The following is an 18,417-nucleotide window of genomic DNA, read 5'->3' as shown; positions in this document are numbered from 1 at the left end:
ATTTCACAACGTCATCTGCAATACTAATGCATGTACGCGCTAGCGAGCGAAATTCCATGAGATCTTCATTCTCTTCACTATTCCATATGCATTCACCGAAGACCTCTTCTGGGGTATATCCTTCTTTCCACACTTAGACATCTACCTTTCAAAGCAGCTCACCAGGGCGGGGCGTGAAAGGTAGGTAACGCGCCGCGCCCGTGGCGAGCCTAACGCCGATGATCAGTCGGCTTGTGCTGTAACGAGGCTTGCATTCTAGCCGATCGCGGTACGGAAGTTTAGCTGTCGCAGCAGTTCCATTTGCAGCGCAGCAGCGGGCCGAACGTAGCACCTAAAGGGTGGCTGCCGACTACGACGGATTTCTAGTTTTCGATTCTTCCGTGTGGTGCTGACAGCCTGCCATAACCACCAAGGACCCAGCAATCTTTCGGCTCCGGCTCGATTGCTACTACCACCACTAGTTCGAGCAGCGCGTCTATGCGCCTGCTTCGACCGCCGTAAACCGGGTCCCCGGGGGCTAGTGGAAAAGACCCGGGGGGGCAAACCTACCACATTCCCCCTGCCGAGCGATACCAGAGTCCCGCATGTTTTTTGGCAGCAAAATCGATCGGGGGTATTTCAAGCCGCCAAACCAAGTGGCAAACGACAGCGGCGAGCTATCAGCTCCGTCCCACTGGATTGGCTCTCGCTCAGGTTTACAAAGTACTAGCTAACTACTTGGCATAGTACCGATCAACTTTCATTGGGTATGGGTGACGCTACAAGCTGAAATGCTCTAGGCAGTATCAACAAGCTGTGTCACCTTCCCGATCCGGCGGAGCTAAGGGAGCTAAGGAAATCGCTAAGTGACTACCTTGTTCCTTAGAAAGATAACCCATCGACTGCCAACAGTTCGGCCAGACTTCGGGAACTGTGGCCATCTACGTTCGACTACACTCGTGGAAGTAAGTGCCTGATTGGCCACTGAATTCATAGTGATCTATACGGCAGCGACGATGCTCAGCGATTCTCAATCAGAGTGTCAAGCCAAGCCCTCTCGCGGAAGGAAATGACATCGATGCCCTCTAGATCTCCACATCTTCCACCATGTTGCACAATTGCTTGTGGATTGCCGAATGGCCGAGCTTCAGCTTGGGTCTTGATTGCCGGTTGGTAGCTAAGGGGGAGATACCTTGTTATGAGATCCTTTCTTGTGAGCGGGTAGGTGTGGCCGATGTTTCTGTTGCAGCTGACCCGTCAACGATTGGAGGTGGAAGACGGGGGGGGGAGGGGCACTATAAGGAGGCCAGACGCAACCTGATCGCCCCTCTCTAGATGACAACGGGGGCTTCTATCCAAACGCGGTGCACTTCAGCTCGGATGACCGAATCGCATTTGGTGTAGGAGTTCTGTTCTGGAAGTAAGTAGCAAGTGGCTTAGGTAGTGCTTTACTGCTAGTAGTTCGCAAGAGGGGTCAAGCCATGATCGTTTATTATTGATGAAGAAAAGGAGTGCTTAGTGAGGCAAAGCTCTTTAATTTAGTCATTAGTCAAGTCACGCTAAGGAAAACCATAAAACAAGGCCAGAGAAGTGCAAAAGAAAAGGTTGCAGAGGATCTGCAACAGTGATAGATTGTCCGCCAATCGACAGCTTATGTACCCTGTCATTACTTCACACTACACGTTTCAGATGGCCAAGGAATGGATAGGGGAAAAGCTCTCTGAAAACAGTGGTGGCCCCTGGTAAGGGGGGGGTGTTTTCAGGTCTTATCGACCCCAGCCGAATTGGCATCAGGGGTCGGATCATGCGCCGTTTTCCACACTCTTGGCAGACTCTTCGCACCAAGCTCGGCTTCAAACGCTCTAGGACTCGTCAGCAATCGGATCGACGCCATCGAAGCAGTCGGATCGAGCCTCTCGAAGCAAGAGAATTACTAAGTAGTGACCCGTTGGTCATTGATGGTACTGATTTCGAGCAATTGGCCCCTCTCTACGCAACTGCAATTACCGTAGAGCAAGAAGCTAGCTATGTGCTTATTGACGACACGCCGCTCACCGAAGACAGGCTGGTTGGCCTTGAGGAAGGAGAGGAATGTCCGGAGTACTTCATCGTAACCACCACTCAGACGAAAGCAGGGCCGCAGGCAACGGTCTCGATCAATCCTGAATTTGCCGGTATGGTTCCTACTGGTCTTCAAACTCGGAGGCTTGAACTCCAACTCAACGGGCAAGTGCTTGAAGAGTACGAAATCTCCATCGATATCGCAGAGGAGGCTTTTCGGACCGAGTTCCTCGCAGATCGCGTACGTGCCACACAAGAACAAGTAACCTCTAATAGCGACGTAGATTTGCAGCAATTGTCCATTCGCTTCGCCAGCACGTCTATCGAAGGAACTGCAGCGAAGTTGGCTAATATCGTGGGGCCGCTTACCGTTGATCAGCAGTCTCTTATGGATGCTTCCAGTGCAAGTGTTTCTGCAAAAATGGCGGCCGCAACTGACAATGATCTGCAGGCACTGGCAAGTCGCAGCATTGTGGGTAACGATCCATTAGAATCGCAATTCACACGTGCCCATTTGTACGCAGAAATGGCGGGCCGCATACAAGAGATGCGTCTTGAGCAAGCGAACAAATCTAGCGTGACAGGCGAGTCAGCCGTTCGGCTGCGCGAAGACTCTTACAATGAGATGGCACTGTTATTGGCTGAGGACTTGTCCGAAGATCTCGATAGTATAGATGCGGAAGTATCGAGTGCGGCAAGAGGTTTACGCAACGAACTTGTTGCTGTCAGTGACACTTATCACACTCTCTTTACCGGCCTGAAGCTGGATCACGAATTTGAGCGGAGTACCAATGGTCGCGGAGACCTAAAAATCTTTGCCGCGGTTGAATCGGGAGCGTATCGGTTCACGCCGCAGGTAATGGTAGAGCTTGGTGACTACCAAGCGATGGTCCAAGTTGTACAGCGGAATCAGCAATCGATAGCCTCTCTAGAATTTGATGTTGAGGGCTCTTCCGTAGTCGAAGATGGAAAAATTTCCCAGGCGAGTCCGACGACGTCGTATGGATCGACTTCCACCTTGGATGTCACGGGTACCCCTGCGGCGAACGTAGAAACACTTATCAAATTCAATCTAGGAGAATATGCGAGCTTCCATGCTCCTTTGATACTTAGTGATTCCACGCGGCCTTGTTGAACAATTAGTCACAAACCTCCGTAAAAACTAACGTGGAATGGAACCACGTACCTTTTTTACGGAGATCGAACATGGCTACGAAAGAAAAACGAACCTACAAAGTCACGAACTGGAAGGAGTATAACAAGTCGCTCATCGAGCGTGGAAACATCACTATTTGGTTTAGCGACGAGGCGTTGGAGAACTGGGAACATCCTAACGACCAGACAAAAGTCGGTCGCCCTTTTGTCTTCAGCGATACGGCGATCGAGTGCTTGCTGACGATTCGCGAACTGCTGAAACTTCCCTATCGGCAGACTGAGGGATTCGGCCGCTCGCTGGTGGCGATGTTGGGCGTCGAGGCAGCGATTCCCAATTATTCTTCGCTCGCCAAGCGAGCCAGCAAGCTGAATGTTTCGCTCGATATCGCTAACAAGAGGGGCGACATCGATATCGTGGTGGATAGCACCGGCATGAAAGTGTTTGGCGAGGGCGAATGGAAGATGCGGACGCATGGCAAGTCGAAGCGGCGGACATGGCGGAAGCTGCATTTGTCGGTGAATCCTGACACCCGCGAGATTGTGGCGGAGATTTTGACCGAGAACAGTTGCCACGATGCCGATGCGGTTCCCGAAATGCTGGAGCAGGTGGAGCAGCCCGTAAAAAAGTTTCACGGCGACGGTAGTTACGACAAGTGGAAGGTTTATGAAGGGCTGGAATCCGAAGGCATTGAGCCGGTGATTCCGCCGCAGCACAACGCCAAGATCAAACAACATGGCAACTCTGCGGAGGAGCCTTTGCCCCGGGACGAGGCAATTCGTCAGATTCGACGCAAGGGGCGTAGGAGTTGGAAAGAGGAAGTGGGCTATCATCGTAGAAGCTTGGCGGAAACGACCATGTACCGAGTGAAACAAAGCTTTGGGAGCCATCTCAAAAACCGAGTATTCGAAAACCAACAAACGGAAGCCCGCTTGCGCTGTAAAATCATCAATCAATTCACCCAACTCGGGCTTCCACAGTTCGAGTGGAGTTAGTCAACAAGGCCATTCCACGCTGCAATTAGATGAGCTGAATCCAAGTTCAGGTGATGTACATGTCTGGGTGTGGGATTCACTCCTCGGAGGAACAGGCACTGCCAGCGACTGGGATGAAACTAATCTCACCTGGGAACGCATCTATGAGACGCTTGACTTGGATAGCAAAGTCGACCAATTCACCGATGTCGGCACGTGGGTCGGCCAGTCAACGACTGAGGTCGATCTTGATGCCATCGTTCACCGTGCGGCGATCTACGGAGATGCCAATGGTGACGGCGTGTTTGATGCCAATGGCATGACGGGTGACATCGAGGCTTTCCATCTGGCGGTGGTCGATTGGAGTGCCTATGTGGCCGAGTATGGTCCTCGTGCGAACGATACTGACGACCTAACTCTACGAAACGACGGGGGATATGCAGATGGAGATATCGACAGCGACGATGTCGACGATTTCTTTCGGCGTCATGGAGTCTCTCGCGGCGACTTCAACCAGGATGGTAGTGTTGATGCCTTGGATTGGTCTATCTACCAGGCCAGCTATGGGACTTCGAGCGTAGAACTCCCCAACGCCCGATTTGGACAGGGGGATGCGACGTTCGATGGCTTTGTCAACGAAGCGGACTTTGATGTCTGGAACGCGCGGCAAGGCGAAACGGGGCTTGTGGCAGAGTCCCCTGAGTTGATGTTCTGGTTGCGCCCCGCTGACACAAATACCCTAGTCTACTTCACTGCTTCGCAGCCGACGGGGCCGGATGGCCCTACGCTTAGCAATACCACTGCCCCTGACTTGGTTCTCAACGAATTTACTGTTGATGGCGACGACCTGCGCGTCGACTACTCAGTGCTTGGTGAAGGTTTTACCAACGTTACGGTAAAACTGTATCGCTCTGGTGCTCCTGGAACGCCTTTCTACACATCGTCGATTCAGTCTGGAGCGTTAGGATCGCACAGCCTGACGATTGCCCCGAGCTATCTCGCATCCGTCGTTGCAACCGATACGGTGTATGCAAAGGTGGAGGGAACTCCCAATCAAGGAACCCAATCCAATACGTCCAATGATACGCTCGATTTTGAGTTCACCACTTCCCCCAATCAAGTCGTTAACTCTCTCGACGACGCGGGCATGGATAACCTCCGCCGCGACAAACATACTCTCCGAGAACTTCTGGAGGCAGACGCGGCTCTAGGGTGGTATGAAACAATTACGTTTGACGAATCACTCTTTGCTGATGGCCCACAACAAATCATTCTTGGCGACATCGACGAAAATGGCACCGCAGATCAATTGGTGCTCGACGACGACATTCGCTTCGAAGGTCCTGGTGCTGATTTACTAACGATTAGCGGAGCTAAGCAGACACGCGTTCTTCATGCTGCGGCTGGGACCTCCATCGAACTCGATGGACTCACAGTCGCGGATGGCTTTGCTTCCGGATATGGTGGCGGGTTATACGCACTGGATGCCGAGGTTACCGTATCGGGTAGTCATTTTACGGGTAACCAATCAACCTATGGTGGCGGCATCTGCTACAGGACGGTCCATGACGCAACGGCATCTCTTGACATTGCAGACAGCACGTTCTCACAAAACATAACAACTGGGGTGGGCGCTGGTATCTTTATTTCCAATGCAGCCGGTCTTTACGGAGCTCACCGAATCGCCAACACCACGATCTCGACCAACAATGGTGGCACCTCTAGTTCCGGTGGCGGTGGCGTGTACATCCTTGGCGATGGAAATCTATCAGTAGAGGTCACCAACAGCACCATTGCTCACAACAGGACAAACAGCAGTGGACATATTGCTGGCTTGTGGGTCGCGAAAAAAGAGGGATTGGAAGAGGATGAGATCGGTCCACATTTAGATATCAACAACACAATTCTAGTTGCTAATATCAGCGCGACGCACATGGTAGATCTCTATGTCTCCACAGATTCTACTATCAGCGGTGGACATAACATGTATAAGATTGCTTCCGGTGCTCTGGGTACGTTCACGGCTGCCAGTAATGAGAACATTGCTCTGGTCGCATCCACGGATGCCAAGATCACAGAACTCGGATACTACGGTGGCACTACTCCAACACATGCACTATTGCCGAATAGTCCGGCGATCGGAATGGGCGATAACGCAGAAGCAGCATCTCTTTCAACGGATCAACGGAGCGGAGAGTTCCCTCGACAACTCGGGGACACCGTCGACATCGGGGCCTTTGAAAGCCCAATCTACGACGATGGAAATGGGAACTATACGATCTGGGGTACTGATCGATCGGAATCGATTACCCTTAATGGCGATCATGTCTATTTCGACACGCTGGGTGGTCTCGAACTACCGGTTGATTTTGCAAACGCCAATTCGGTGACCGTTTATGGTGCAGCGGGAGACGACATTATCAACGTCGCTGCCGATTTCCCTCTTGGTCTTACTGTTTATGGCGGAGAAGGTGCCGATCAGATTTTCGGCAGTTCGTACAACGATCTCATCTATGGAGACGCCGGGGCCGATGTTGTCTTCGCCGGGGATGGCAACGATGAGGTGTACGGCGGCGAAGGTGGGGACGTGCTTTATGGCGGAAACGGGAGTGATGCCGTCTATGGAAATGACGGTTATGACACAATCGATTCAGGCGAAATATCGGACCTTGGAGCCGATCAAACGCCGACTGCCATACCGAATAGCACAGAACCCTTTTTCAGCTTTATTGGCAATCCTACCTGGCAATATACAGCAACTCAAACTAGCCCGGCACAAATCCCCAATAACGATACCTTTGTCGTAAAACACGCCGTCGTTTATCCTCCTGCCCTCAAATTGAGGAACCCCACGACTGGATGGATATCGCTTTACGTCACCGATAGTCAAGGAAATGTGGTCACGACTGGAGTTACCATCACCGAGAACTTGATCTCCATTAAACCTCCAGAGAACACGACATCAAGTACCACCAGCCATCCGTATAAAGTCATGGCCGTGAATGAAAGTGATCCTGGTCAGCCAGTCATATTGGATGAGCGGAGTATCACTGTAGAACAGCAGCCTGCTTCGCAGTATGTAAACCATGCTCCCACTCTTCAAAGTACGGCCAATGTATCGACAACAGTAGATGATCCGTATTACGGTGTGCATACGAATCCAAGTGCGCCGGTTGATTCTCAGCATTCTAATGATGGTGGATTTCCAGCAGATAATGTGTTCTTGACTTTCGTCCACCACGAGCAGCATTACACATATGACAACGACTCTCCCTATGATCTCGTATCTAAGACATTGTCGATTGATATACAACTGTTCGCGGAGGACCAAGAGAATGATGCCGTAGCTTTCTCTTGGCCATCAGGCGTTTCACCGTCGAATGCGCAGTTGTCAGCGACGGGGCTTCTCACAGTGACTGACATTCCCATTGAGGCAGTCACTCTACGCTTCGATATCGTGTTGCAAGATAGCAGTCAGAACTCCACGCCAGCGGTAGTTTACTTATCAGTCTCACTCGGAAGATACTTCTCAAGCAGCAGTTACCAGATCTCACAAGGAGGCCTCTATCATGGTGATGGGCGAATGGGACTTGAACGAGATCCAAATGACTCTAGCACAAGCTATGTTGAATTTGATCCCGCACCTGGGATTTCGAATTATATGGCACCAACTGATGGTTCCTACCTCTATGCACAACCCACTGATCCCTCGGCCAATGAGTATTTGAAGTTAACCCCTCCAGCGAAAGGGACACTTGAATATGCTGTCGACAATGGTGGGCAGATTACTTGGGCTGCTCTTTCTGAGGAGTATGTCACTCCAGGCATTTTGCGCTATCGCGTGGATGATACATTTAGTGGAGACGCAACCCTCACCTATCACGTGTATGATAAGACTGTCTATACCGATACTGGTAGTGGTTTCAGTGCGGAGTGGGTTCGGCAGACCAGTGATGTCCACATTGAGTTTTACGAAGCCGCTTCCATCACTAACACCAAAGTCATCAATAGCCCTGATGAACCACCTCCTGTCTGCCCATGCGATTGTACTTGTGGCGTCAGCGCCGACACCAGCAACACCACAGGCGATACCCGCGCCTCAGTCTCGACAGGTCCAGCAGGCACTCTGCAGTACTCTCCTTCTTCACAATCTTCTGCCCTTGCTTTGGTTGACTTGGTACTGCGTGATCTTACCGGGCTGGGCACGACGCTTCCACTTGATGTCTATTTTGCCGATCACTCCACCCTGTCGCAGTGGACGACACTTCCAATGCCCGGTCTTCGACCGGAACTCGAGATTGGTAGTGCCCCTGTCTTGTATGAACCCTATTCGTCCTACATTGGCCTGGATGCATCGGAACTGAGTTCTGGCTACCATCAGGTTCTTGTGCGGCCCTACGATTCAGCAGCTCCAGCTCCTTCTCAGGCGGCATTCAATAATGCGACCTGGTTTCCGGTGCTGAATCAGCCGGATTATGGCTTTGGTGAAGGGTGGAATATGGCCGGATTGGAACGTCTGATCTTTATTCCAGGCGACGCAGGGGCCGCAAGTATCTACTGGATGAGAGAAGACGGATACACCCTAGAATTTCCTGTGGACGGCGGATCGTCGATTGGATCGACCGCACTCCATGATGTGAATGCCACTCAAATCACAGAGGACGGTTCGGATGGTTTTATATTAACTGATAAGTTCCAAAATAAAACCTACTTCGATGATGAAGGATGGATCACGCAACGGGAAGATGCCTATGGTAACACTATCGGCTATGGCTACATTGATAATACCCACAAGATCCTGACCGTAACCTCGTCGCTCGATAATCATACGACCACCTTTAATTGGGATGGTAGTCAAATCAACAAAGTCACCGACTATGCTGGCCGCGTTACAATGATTCACTATGGATCGAGTGGCAATAGCTTGGGTCGTATAGTTGGAATCGAAGTCCCTGATCCCAGCACCGAATCGCCAGCTACTGAAGGCGGTGGTCCTCTGTTTCAGTTTACCTATGATGAAGAGGGACGTATCGCCTCGTTTAAGGACGCAGAACTCAATCAGACGTCGTATAGCTACAAAGCCGACGGACAGGTCGTTACCACCAACAATCCAGATAGCACCACAACTAAACTCATTGTTCCCTTGTCAGGCCTTTTCTCGGAGGCAGTATTCTCGGGACTGAAATCGACAAGCTCAAGCAACTACCCTATTTTCCGGTCAAGCGATATCACCTCAGTGAGTGGTTCCTCGTCTCGGACAGGCAGCTACACGGATGAATTAGGTCGTATCACCTATTTTGAAATAAACTCGGATGGTTTCATCTCAAAAGTAACCGACCCAACGGGTAGCTACACCGAGTACGAACGCAATGCTGTTGGTCAGCCAACGTTGGTGGAGTCGTACGATGCCGAAGGCAATCTGATTGATCAGGTCTCTTACTCCTACGATAGCAAGTTCAATCAAACGGGTACCACCTATTACGATGTTACAGGTGCAATTCCCGTGGCAATTGCCACAACGGGCTTAGCGTACGACTCATACAATCGCCCGCTGACTTACACCGATGAACTCGGCCGATTGGTCAAAGTCGACTATCACGAGTCAACAGAGTATGGCGAGAATGCCCCTTCACAGGTCACCACACGCGTAATCATAGGACTCGAAGATGACTCTGCTTCTGGTGAGAACGACGACCTAGTGTCACATGTGTTCTACCTAAGTAGTGGATTAGTCGATTACACCATTGTCGAACGTGTTGATAGCGATGGCTCCGATCTGGATGACATCGAAACGCATTATCTCTATACCGATCCGACCACCGACGGAGGGAGTGCCGATCCACTTCATATTCTCGCTGTCAAGGCCGTAGCAACTGTCGTCGATGGTGATGTGGTTAGTTATGCCATCACGACCCAGTTCGATGCCTACGGCAACGCCGAGGTAGTAAGCGAGTTGGTTGAAGTCGTCAACACTTTGGACGTTCAACTCTCTGGCGGAGATCTTACGATCTCAAGTTCGGACGACATACTTCGAACCACGAATTACGACTACAACCGTCTGGATATGGTTACTGAAATCACGCTGCCCGATCCAAACGGCACCGTGTCAGGCGATCAGATCAGCTACCGCTACGAATACACCCCCACCGGTCGAATTGAAAACGAGATACAGTCGTTCGATGGAGCTATCTCCGGTGACGAAATCGTCACCCACTATGAATACGACGCTCGCCACCGCGTAACCGATGTTTACGCCAATTACAAAGCTAACCAACCCGCAACCGAAGACCAAAATATACGTATTCAGTACGAGTACGATGATGTTGGAAACGTAACGTCCATCATCGATCCGATTGGCCGTGCGGTCAGCTACGATTACGACTTGCTCAATCGTCCGATTCGTGTCACGGAGCCCGACCCCGATGACACCGGCAGCAGCAATGGTCCGTTGGAGGCCCCCGTCTCTCACGTCGCCTACGATTCGGTTGGGCGTCTGCTGGCCGATCGAGATGCCAATGGTAATGTCACCCGCTACGGCTACGATGCGTTACATCGCTCTACCGATCTGTACGCCACGCTCGGGGTCCATGTTGGGATGACCTACGACCTGGCGGGGCAACTAACCAGTTCGACCGATGCGGAAGGAGGGGTAACTCGCTACGAGTACGACGACGCCGGACGCGTGCTGCAACTAATTCTGCCCGGTCAAGATTCCACGCCGATCACTTATGAGTACGACACGCTTTCCAACGTCCGTGTCATTACCGACCAGCTAGATCGCGACATGGTCTACGAGTACGACGACCAATCGCGGCTTGAGCGGTCCATTCTCAATTACGTCGACGGGGTTACTTCAGCTGCCACCGACGAAGATCTCATTACCAGCTACACCTATTACGCGGATGGAATGCTTGCCAGCGTCGAAGAGACGATTGGCTGGGATGGCTCCGAGGCCGTTACCCGTACAACCAGCTACGAATACGATGGCCTGGGACGCTTGTCGACCGTTACCCTTCCACACGAAACGACTCCGAGCCTTGCTGGCTCACAGCTTCACCAGTTCTATGATTCGTATGGCCGCTTGCAGTACGATGTCGATCAGCTCGGCAATGTCACCGAGTACCAGTACGACAAACTGCATCGGCTGACCCGTGTCATTCAAGAAGATCCCGATGCCACCAGTGGCCGATACTCTGGGGGAACCGTCGGCGCGGCAACCGGCAATGGCCCCGTCACCACCTATCGATACGATGCAGCGAGCCAGTTGCTCGATGTTACCGATCCCGAAAACCGAGTGTCGAGCTTCGAGTACGATCAGCTCGGGCGTGTCACCACTGCGTGGTCACCCGATGTTACCACAGCCGGTCTCGGCATTTACGACTCCGGGTTCGACACAACCAATACCCCTCATACCTCGTACACGTACGACTCCGTCGGCAACGTGCTCACGGTCCGCGATGCCGGTGGGGATGGCAGCGATTACGATTACGATGCTCTGCACCGACTGATTTCCGAGACCTCCACCGACCCGACGGGGGGGACGACCACGTACGCCTATGACCTGGTTGGTAATCTCACGACTTTAACCGATCCTGTCGACAATGCCACGACTTGGACCTACGACGAGCTGAATCGCGTCGTCGCTGAAACCAACGAGCTTGGTTACAGTCGATACTACACCTACGACGACGCGAGTCGCCTCACCGAACGTACTGACCGCAACGGCCGTACCACCGAATACTACTACGACAACCTCGATCGCTTAACGAACGAAGTCTGGGTGGGCAGCTCGACTCAGAACCACACGGTCTCGCCGATTAACTCTGGTGTAGCAGTCGACGATGCTGCCACGGGCACCGGCTACCTGATGTACAGCGACGAGAGCGTCCACACCCGCTTCGGCGATAACAACATTAACAATGCCGACCATTTCGTCGCGGTTCGTTTCGATAGCACTGCCGGTTGGCAATACAACAATAACACCTCGTGGGTCTCGTTTACCCCGGTTGTTACCGACCGAATCGTGGCCAGTGTCGACTTCGACAGCAACACAGCGACCAGCCTCGAAGGCACCTCCGGCACGGAGCATGGCATCCTCAGTGGCTATCTGTCGGGCAACTTGGAGTATTTCCCGGAACAATGGAACGGAGCAACAAGTGGGGTAGGCCCGGAGGGCGAGTTCGACATCACCGGCACCACCCTCACGGTCAACGCAGCTCATGTGATCAATTACTCTTACGATCACTCTGGACGCTTGCTCAACTCGAAAGATAGCTACCACGATTACAGCTACACGTATGATACACACAATCAGTTGACCGAGCGAGATATCAACATCGCTGGGCTGAGTGAGACAATCGAGATCAATTCCATTTACGACACCGTGGGCCGACTTTCGACTAGACGTACGTTCTTTAAAGACAATGGCTCTTCCACCGCTGACGCCTTGAACATCTACGGCTACGATAATCTTCATCGACTCACCGACATCAGCCAGAAAGACAACAGTGGAAACGACGTTGCTCAGAAGCATGTTACACTGACGTACAATCGGGCGAGCCAACTGGAATCGCTGACACGCTATGCCGGCACCACTCCGGTCTCGGGTGATCTTATCAATCGCATCTTTACCTACTCCGGTGAAGATGGCACCGAAGTCGCCTCTACCGAGTACAACTACGACGCAGGGGGGCGTCTGGATTCGATCGAGCATTGGGAAGGCGATGGTAGCAGTATCAATCTCCTGGCAGGCTACGGCTACACGTTCGACAACCAAAACCGCCTCGATGCACTCGACTTCCTGCCGAATGGGGTGAACTCCCCTTACGACTATTCGGCAGAATACGTCGACTACGACTACGATGATCGGGGCCAACTGACCGATGCCGACTATACGAGCGGTACGGATGAGAGTTACTCGTACGATGAGAATGGCAACCGCCTGAGTTACACGACCGACGACGACAATCGGTTGGAGTTCGATGGCACCTACCACTATACGTACGACCACGAGGGAAATCGTACCGCACGGTTTATAGACGACAATTCGAATGGAGTGCTGGATCAGGACGATATTGATGTCACCCTCTATACGTGGGACCATCGCAATCGGCTCGTCGAAGTCTCCATTGCCCAGAGTGCCGATGGTCCGGCCGATAAGATCGTCAGCCATATCTTCGATGCCCAGAACAACTGGATTCGGCGAGTTGTCTCGTACCCCGAAGGGAATGGCAATGCCGACATTACTGTGTTTGTGCACGATGGTGGTCATATCGTCATGGAGCTCGAAGACTCGAAGCCCTATGACGACGAGTTCGAAACCTTCAGCGACCTCACCAAAGAAGACCTCAGCCATCGGTATCTGTGGGGACCGAGTAGAAACCAGTTGCTTGTGGACGAAGCGGTCGAGAGCCTTACCGACGCGAGCCAGAACGAATCGCTGTTCGCACTGGCCGATCACTTGGGAACAGTGCGAGACCTGGTGGACCAAAGCGGAACGCTTCGCAAGCATACCGAGTTTGATAGCTACGGAAATATCACGGGTGAAACTTTCTACGATGCGTCGGGTAACCAAGTGAATGAGTCTCATGCCGAGGCAGTGGAGCAACTGTTCGGTTACACCGGCCACCCGCTTAATGAAACCACCGACCTGAACATGACGCAACACCGGCCGTACGAAGCAGCCACCGGCGGCTGGCTAAGCCAAGACCCCACGGGTTTTGATGCGGGAGATGTGAATCTTTATCGATACGTCGGGAATAAGGTCACGGGGTATGTAGACCCGGATGGGTTAGAGGGATGGATTCCCGATTACCTTGAAGGTAAAGAAGGGTGGATTCCAGACTATTGGCAAGGCAAAGAAGGATGGATTCCCGACTATTATTACGGCACAAGCGAACATAACGAAGAATCAATTATCGGTGCATTCGTAGATGGCTACGTAGAGTCAGCCGTATCGGGCAGGCAAGCGTCGAGCCTTGCGGGTGAAGTAGATGGTGTCACAGACTCACTGAACCCATTCGGTGGTGGAACTGGTTTCGGTCCCCAGTATGGACACTGCGAGGACTATGAATCGGGTAAAACAGTTGGTCATGTAACTGGCTTCACGATGAATGCCGTCATGACTGTGAGCGGCATGAGTGGAACAGTAACCGCGATCAATTCATTGCGAGGAGCGGGTGGAGCGGTTCAAGTTGCTCAGCTCGCGGTTGTTGGAGGAGGCTATATTGAGGTTGTATTCATTAACGGACAGGCAGTTGTATTGACGGCAGAGCTAGCAGCTCAGTTGGGCATAACAGCGGCAGCAACATCAAACCTTGGAAATGCAGCCGCGAATGTCTATCAGGCAACGGGTGGCGGAAGTTCCGGTGGAGTAAGCAGTGTATGGCCAAAGCATCATCCTTTTCCTAAGTATCTGGGCGGAGCCGCCGATCAGACACTAAAGAAGATACCACGCAAATTGCATTATCAGTTCCATAGTTCACTGGACAAGTGGATGAATTGCAAGTATGCTCGCGCAAAAGGCGCGGGAGCCTTCAAGAGCATCGACCGAAAAGAGGTAATCCGCGATCTGACAGAGTTCTACAAAACTGCGGACGGTGGTATCTATAAGAAGTACCTAAACGATTTCTTGCAAGCAGTCAAAGAATCTGGGTACTAATTACAGGATTTTGAACGGTGGAAACTAATAAAAGAGGCGGTCAATTTAAGGGAAGAGCTATTTTGAGGGGATTGGATAGCAATGAAGTAGTAGTCATAGAAGAAGATATGTCGGTAGTTGAATACTACGACTCGTTGCACCCACTACTTGATGACAACGGGACTTGCCGCATCAGTCTCGGAGTGCGTTTTGTTTGCGGTGAGATTTATGACTACGATGGGAAACTCGACCAGAAGTTTCGGAATTCATACGACGAAAACGGAGGCTATTTGAAAAGCAGCATTCAATTTGCCGATGGTACTTCGTTCGAAGGTTAGTTGGCTCCAGTGGGATTATGGTTCGAGCAATACCCAGTTCATGAGCTATCCCCGAGACCTCCGCAACCGTCTGCCAAGAGTTACGATCATCGATCTCTATGTCGGACCGAGACGCAGGAATTGCCCCACACCTACGATGCGATGAATCAGTGGATCACTCGCACGGTCGACACCGATGGCGATGGCACGCCGGACGAAAAGACCGTCTTCGTCCACGATGGCGGACAAATCGTCATGCAGCTTGACGATACAGTAACCACCGCCAGTGAGGACCTCACCAAAGAAGACCTCAGCCATCGTTATCTGTGGGGACCTGCGGTCGATCAACTACTAGCCGACGAGCAGGTGCATTGGGATAGCACCGCCAGCGACATGGTGACCGACGAGGTGCTGTGGGCACTGACGGATCACAAAGGAACGGTACACGATCTCGCGATCTACGACGAGGTGAACGGAACCACCGACGTAGTGAACCACTTGGTGTACGATGCGTTTGGCAATCTCCAGAGCCAAAGTAACGCGAGCCACGACACTCTCTTCCGCTACAACGGCAAACCCCAGGACACCACGACTGGTGATTACTGGATGCAAGCCCGTTGGTACGATCCGACAACAGGGAGCTGGCTGAGCAAAGACTTCGTGTGGGACGACACGAACTCGTATGGTTTTGTGGGGAATAAGGCAACAACGAGCATCGACCCTACTGGGCTGTTTAATGAGGATATGTTCTGGGACAACGTGCGGAAGTTCGATGAGAAGTTTTTACGCTGGTTCCAAATGCAGAGTGGAACGGCTAACTTTGGGGATTATTGGTGGAGTTCCCTACGTACAGCTGAAGATGGCAGTCCTGTTGCCCACATTGATACAGATCTCAACGAGTGGGAAGCGGCTGTCAAGTTTGTAAATCTGCAAGACCAGTTCATCGGTCCTGGCAATCACTATAAAGCGAGCCTTATTTGTTCCAGCAGTGATCCCGCAAGTGCCTATCAGGAGTACATACAGAACTGGTACAAGAAAGCGGTAAGGACTACCGTTATTGGGACTCAAGCATATCTTAGCCTTCTTAGCTTTTACAATGAAGGCTACGACATCGTTATCACGGCGGCAGATGTCGGCGGAGAAATCAAGAAAGGGCAATTCTATTCTGCCGCCTTCAATTCGATCGGATTCCTGCCTTACGTTTCAAATGCCCAGATAGTCATTTTCTTTAGAGTTGGAGAGAAAATTAAAGTACCCCAAGCGGTACGTTCGTTTATGAAGACAGGCAAGAAAGGTCTTGGGTTTGTTGATCATCCATCACTGGTGAAGCATTTGGGCAGGGCTGGTGATAACCATTCGTGGCACCATTTGGTACAACAAAGACCTCGCAATCTTGAGAAATTCACGCCTCAGGACATCCACAACACTTGCAATGTGATTGCGTTGCCAAACGGCACTCATGACAATATTACGAAATTCCAGCAACAAGCAAATCGTGCTGTAACTGGTAACCGTACGCAAACAGTTCAAGACTGGATTAGCCAATTTACCTACGAGGAACAGTGGCAATTCGGCAAAGCGTTAGTAGAATACGAACTAACTGGCAGTTGGCCACCGGGGTATGTTTTTCCGAGGTTGTAAGAGGTAGCAAGATGGATGGCACAGAACGTATACAGGAATTGGTCGATGACTATGTGGCGAATCTCTTAGAACGTGAATCATGCGATGATCCAGATGATGCGAATGATTTTGACACTGCCGCATTAGATGCCTTGGACGAATTATATCCAAGGTATGGCGATGCCGGCCTCGATAGATTAGCAACATTATTATCACACCAAGATCCAGCCGTAAGGTGTGAAGTTGCTTGCATTCTCTTACGAGATCGACATGAGAAGGCGAAGGCAGTTCTTGAAGACTTCGCAAGCAGGCCAGAAACGGGTTTGAATTGCGCAGGAGCCCGTGCAACTCTGGGTCGATGGGATGCTGGAAACTGGAAGCCGTTCTGGAAAGAATAGCTATTATGTGATCTTGCCGAACAAGCTCACCGACCACTTGGGCTGCGATAGCCCAAGACTTTCGGACAGCGGCGGGAGCCATATTCTGTTACGCCGCTACGGTCGGGGCGTAATCGGTTTCGAATGCTTCAGGGGGGGTGTAACCCAGCGACGGGTGGAGTCGCTGGCGATTGTAGAACATGTCAATGTACTTGAATACGCTCAGGCGTGCTGACTCAAGGTCGGCGTACTCATAGTGCTTCGTCCACTCATGTTTCAGACTCCAGAAGAACCTCTCGGCAACCGCGTTGTCGTAGCAGTTGCCCCGGCGGCTCATCGAACACTCGATGCCAAGTGTCTGCAAGGTCCGTTGATAGCTCTCACTCGTGTACTGACAACCGCGATCACTGTGATGCAGCAGTTCGCCAGTACGTGGTTGTCGTGACTCGATGGCTTGACGTAACGCATCGCTCACCAGCGGGGTGGCCAGCGAATGACTCATCGACCAACCTACCACCTTGCGGCTAAACAGATCAACGACGACCGCCACGTACACCCAACCAGCCAGCGTCGGCAAGTACGTGATGTCGGTCACCCATTTCTGGTTCGGACGCTCCGCATCGAAGTCCCGATCCAAGACGTTCGGCGCTTGCTGTTTGGACGGATCCGCCTTGGTCGTCGTCGGCGTGAACCGCTTACGGACTCGGCTTTTCAGGCCCATTTCTTTCATCGCAGAAGCCACCGTGTTACGACAGGCCGTCTCCAACTCCTCGTGTTGCTGGAGTTCGTGAGCGATCTTCTGGGGACCATAGATCGTGTCGCTTGCCTCGAAGACCTGCCGTACGGACTCGTGAATCTTGGCCGTCCGCTCGGAGCGTTTACTTCGCGGACGGTCGACCGAGTCGTAGTAGCCCGATCGACTGACCTGAAGGAGCTGGCACATCAGGGCCACCGGAAAGGAGTCGCGGTGCTCGCTAATCCAGGCGTACTTCATGTCGACTCCTTCGCAAAGTACGCCGTGGCTTTTTTTAGGATTTCTCGTTCCAGTTCGGTCCGCTTGAGTTGTTTGCGGAGCCGAGCGATCTCGGCTCGCATCTCCTCGACCGTGGCGTCGTCACCGCACGGCTCCGGCGGGGGAGCCAATTTGGCGTGCCAGGCCCGCAGCGTGGCATCGCATACCCCCACCGCCTCGCAGGCTGCCTTGAACGAATAACCTTCCTCAACTACCAGTCGCACCGCGTCTCGCTTGAACTCATCGCTATACGTCGGCCGCTGCCGCTTCGCTTGCTCGTCCATA

Annotated in this window: 8 protein-coding genes; 6 read left to right on the top strand and 2 right to left on the bottom strand. The window is 52.1% G+C overall.

Annotated elements, in window-relative coordinates; genetic code table 11:
- Positions 1-1,783: 1,783 nt before the first annotated feature.
- The 6 genes from Pan181_RS22875 to Pan181_RS22850 all read left to right on the top strand — a co-directional run bounded on the left by Pan181_RS22875 (position 1,784) and on the right by Pan181_RS22850 (position 17,141).
- Positions 1,784-3,175, top strand: coding sequence for a hypothetical protein (locus tag Pan181_RS22875; RefSeq protein ID WP_145250672.1), 1,392 nt, complete (start codon positions 1,784-1,786; stop codon positions 3,173-3,175).
- A gap of 71 nt (positions 3,176-3,246) precedes the next feature.
- Positions 3,247-4,188 (top strand): IS5 family transposase, encoded by a 942-nt coding sequence (locus Pan181_RS22870; protein ID WP_145244898.1) that lies wholly within the window; start codon positions 3,247-3,249, stop codon positions 4,186-4,188.
- On the top strand, positions 4,073-14,827 hold the full coding sequence (locus tag Pan181_RS22865; protein ID WP_197528621.1) for a choice-of-anchor Q domain-containing protein: 10,755 nt from the start codon (positions 4,073-4,075) through the stop codon (positions 14,825-14,827). Before Pan181_RS22870 ends, Pan181_RS22865 begins: the two co-directional genes overlap by 116 nt.
- 17 nt (positions 14,828-14,844) lie before the next feature.
- Positions 14,845-15,144 carry a hypothetical protein gene (locus Pan181_RS22860; protein WP_145250666.1) on the top strand — a complete coding sequence of 100 codons (300 nt, stop codon included), beginning with the start codon at positions 14,845-14,847 and terminating at the stop codon, positions 15,142-15,144.
- 141 nt (positions 15,145-15,285) lie between these two features.
- On the top strand, positions 15,286-16,764 hold the full coding sequence (locus tag Pan181_RS22855) for an RHS repeat-associated core domain-containing protein (protein ID WP_145250663.1): 1,479 nt from the start codon (positions 15,286-15,288) through the stop codon (positions 16,762-16,764).
- Between the two features lie 11 nt (positions 16,765-16,775).
- Positions 16,776-17,141 carry a hypothetical protein gene (locus Pan181_RS22850; RefSeq protein ID WP_145250660.1) on the top strand — a complete coding sequence of 122 codons (366 nt, stop codon included), beginning with the start codon at positions 16,776-16,778 and terminating at the stop codon, positions 17,139-17,141.
- A gap of 88 nt (positions 17,142-17,229) precedes the next feature.
- On the opposite strand, the gene Pan181_RS22845 is transcribed toward Pan181_RS22850, so the two are convergent.
- Together Pan181_RS22845 and Pan181_RS22840 are read right to left on the bottom strand one after the other, a co-directional pair.
- A complete protein-coding gene (locus Pan181_RS22845) occupies positions 17,230-18,114 on the bottom strand; it encodes an IS3 family transposase (RefSeq protein ID WP_145245596.1) in 885 nt (294 codons plus the stop codon).
- Positions 18,111-18,416, bottom strand: a complete 306-nt coding sequence (locus Pan181_RS22840) for a transposase (RefSeq protein WP_145245198.1) — start codon at positions 18,414-18,416, stop codon at positions 18,111-18,113. Before Pan181_RS22840 ends, Pan181_RS22845 begins: the two co-directional genes overlap by 4 nt.
- Position 18,417 lies beyond the last annotated feature (1 nt).

It is taken from the genome of Aeoliella mucimassa, from assembly GCF_007748035.1.
GTDB classification, from domain to species: Bacteria; Planctomycetota; Planctomycetia; order Pirellulales; family Lacipirellulaceae; genus Aeoliella; species Aeoliella mucimassa.
The sequence above is the reverse complement of the archived record's forward strand: the minus strand, read 5'-3'. Positions and strand labels throughout refer to the sequence as shown.

Excerpts from the sequence above, each read along its gene's own strand:
- Pan181_RS22840 (WP_145245198.1), bottom strand. The coding sequence starts at position 18,416 with ATGGACGAGCAAGCGAAGCGGCAGCGGCCGACGTATAGCGATGAGTTC.
- Pan181_RS22850 (WP_145250660.1), top strand. The coding sequence starts at position 16,776 with ATGGATGGCACAGAACGTATACAGGAATTGGTCGATGACTATGTGGCG.
- Pan181_RS22875 (WP_145250672.1), top strand. The coding sequence starts at position 1,784 with ATGCGCCGTTTTCCACACTCTTGGCAGACTCTTCGCACCAAGCTCGGC.
- Pan181_RS22870 (WP_145244898.1), top strand. The coding sequence starts at position 3,247 with ATGGCTACGAAAGAAAAACGAACCTACAAAGTCACGAACTGGAAGGAG.
- Pan181_RS22845 (WP_145245596.1), bottom strand. The coding sequence starts at position 18,114 with ATGAAGTACGCCTGGATTAGCGAGCACCGCGACTCCTTTCCGGTGGCC.
- Pan181_RS22855 (WP_145250663.1), top strand. The coding sequence starts at position 15,286 with ATGAATCAGTGGATCACTCGCACGGTCGACACCGATGGCGATGGCACG.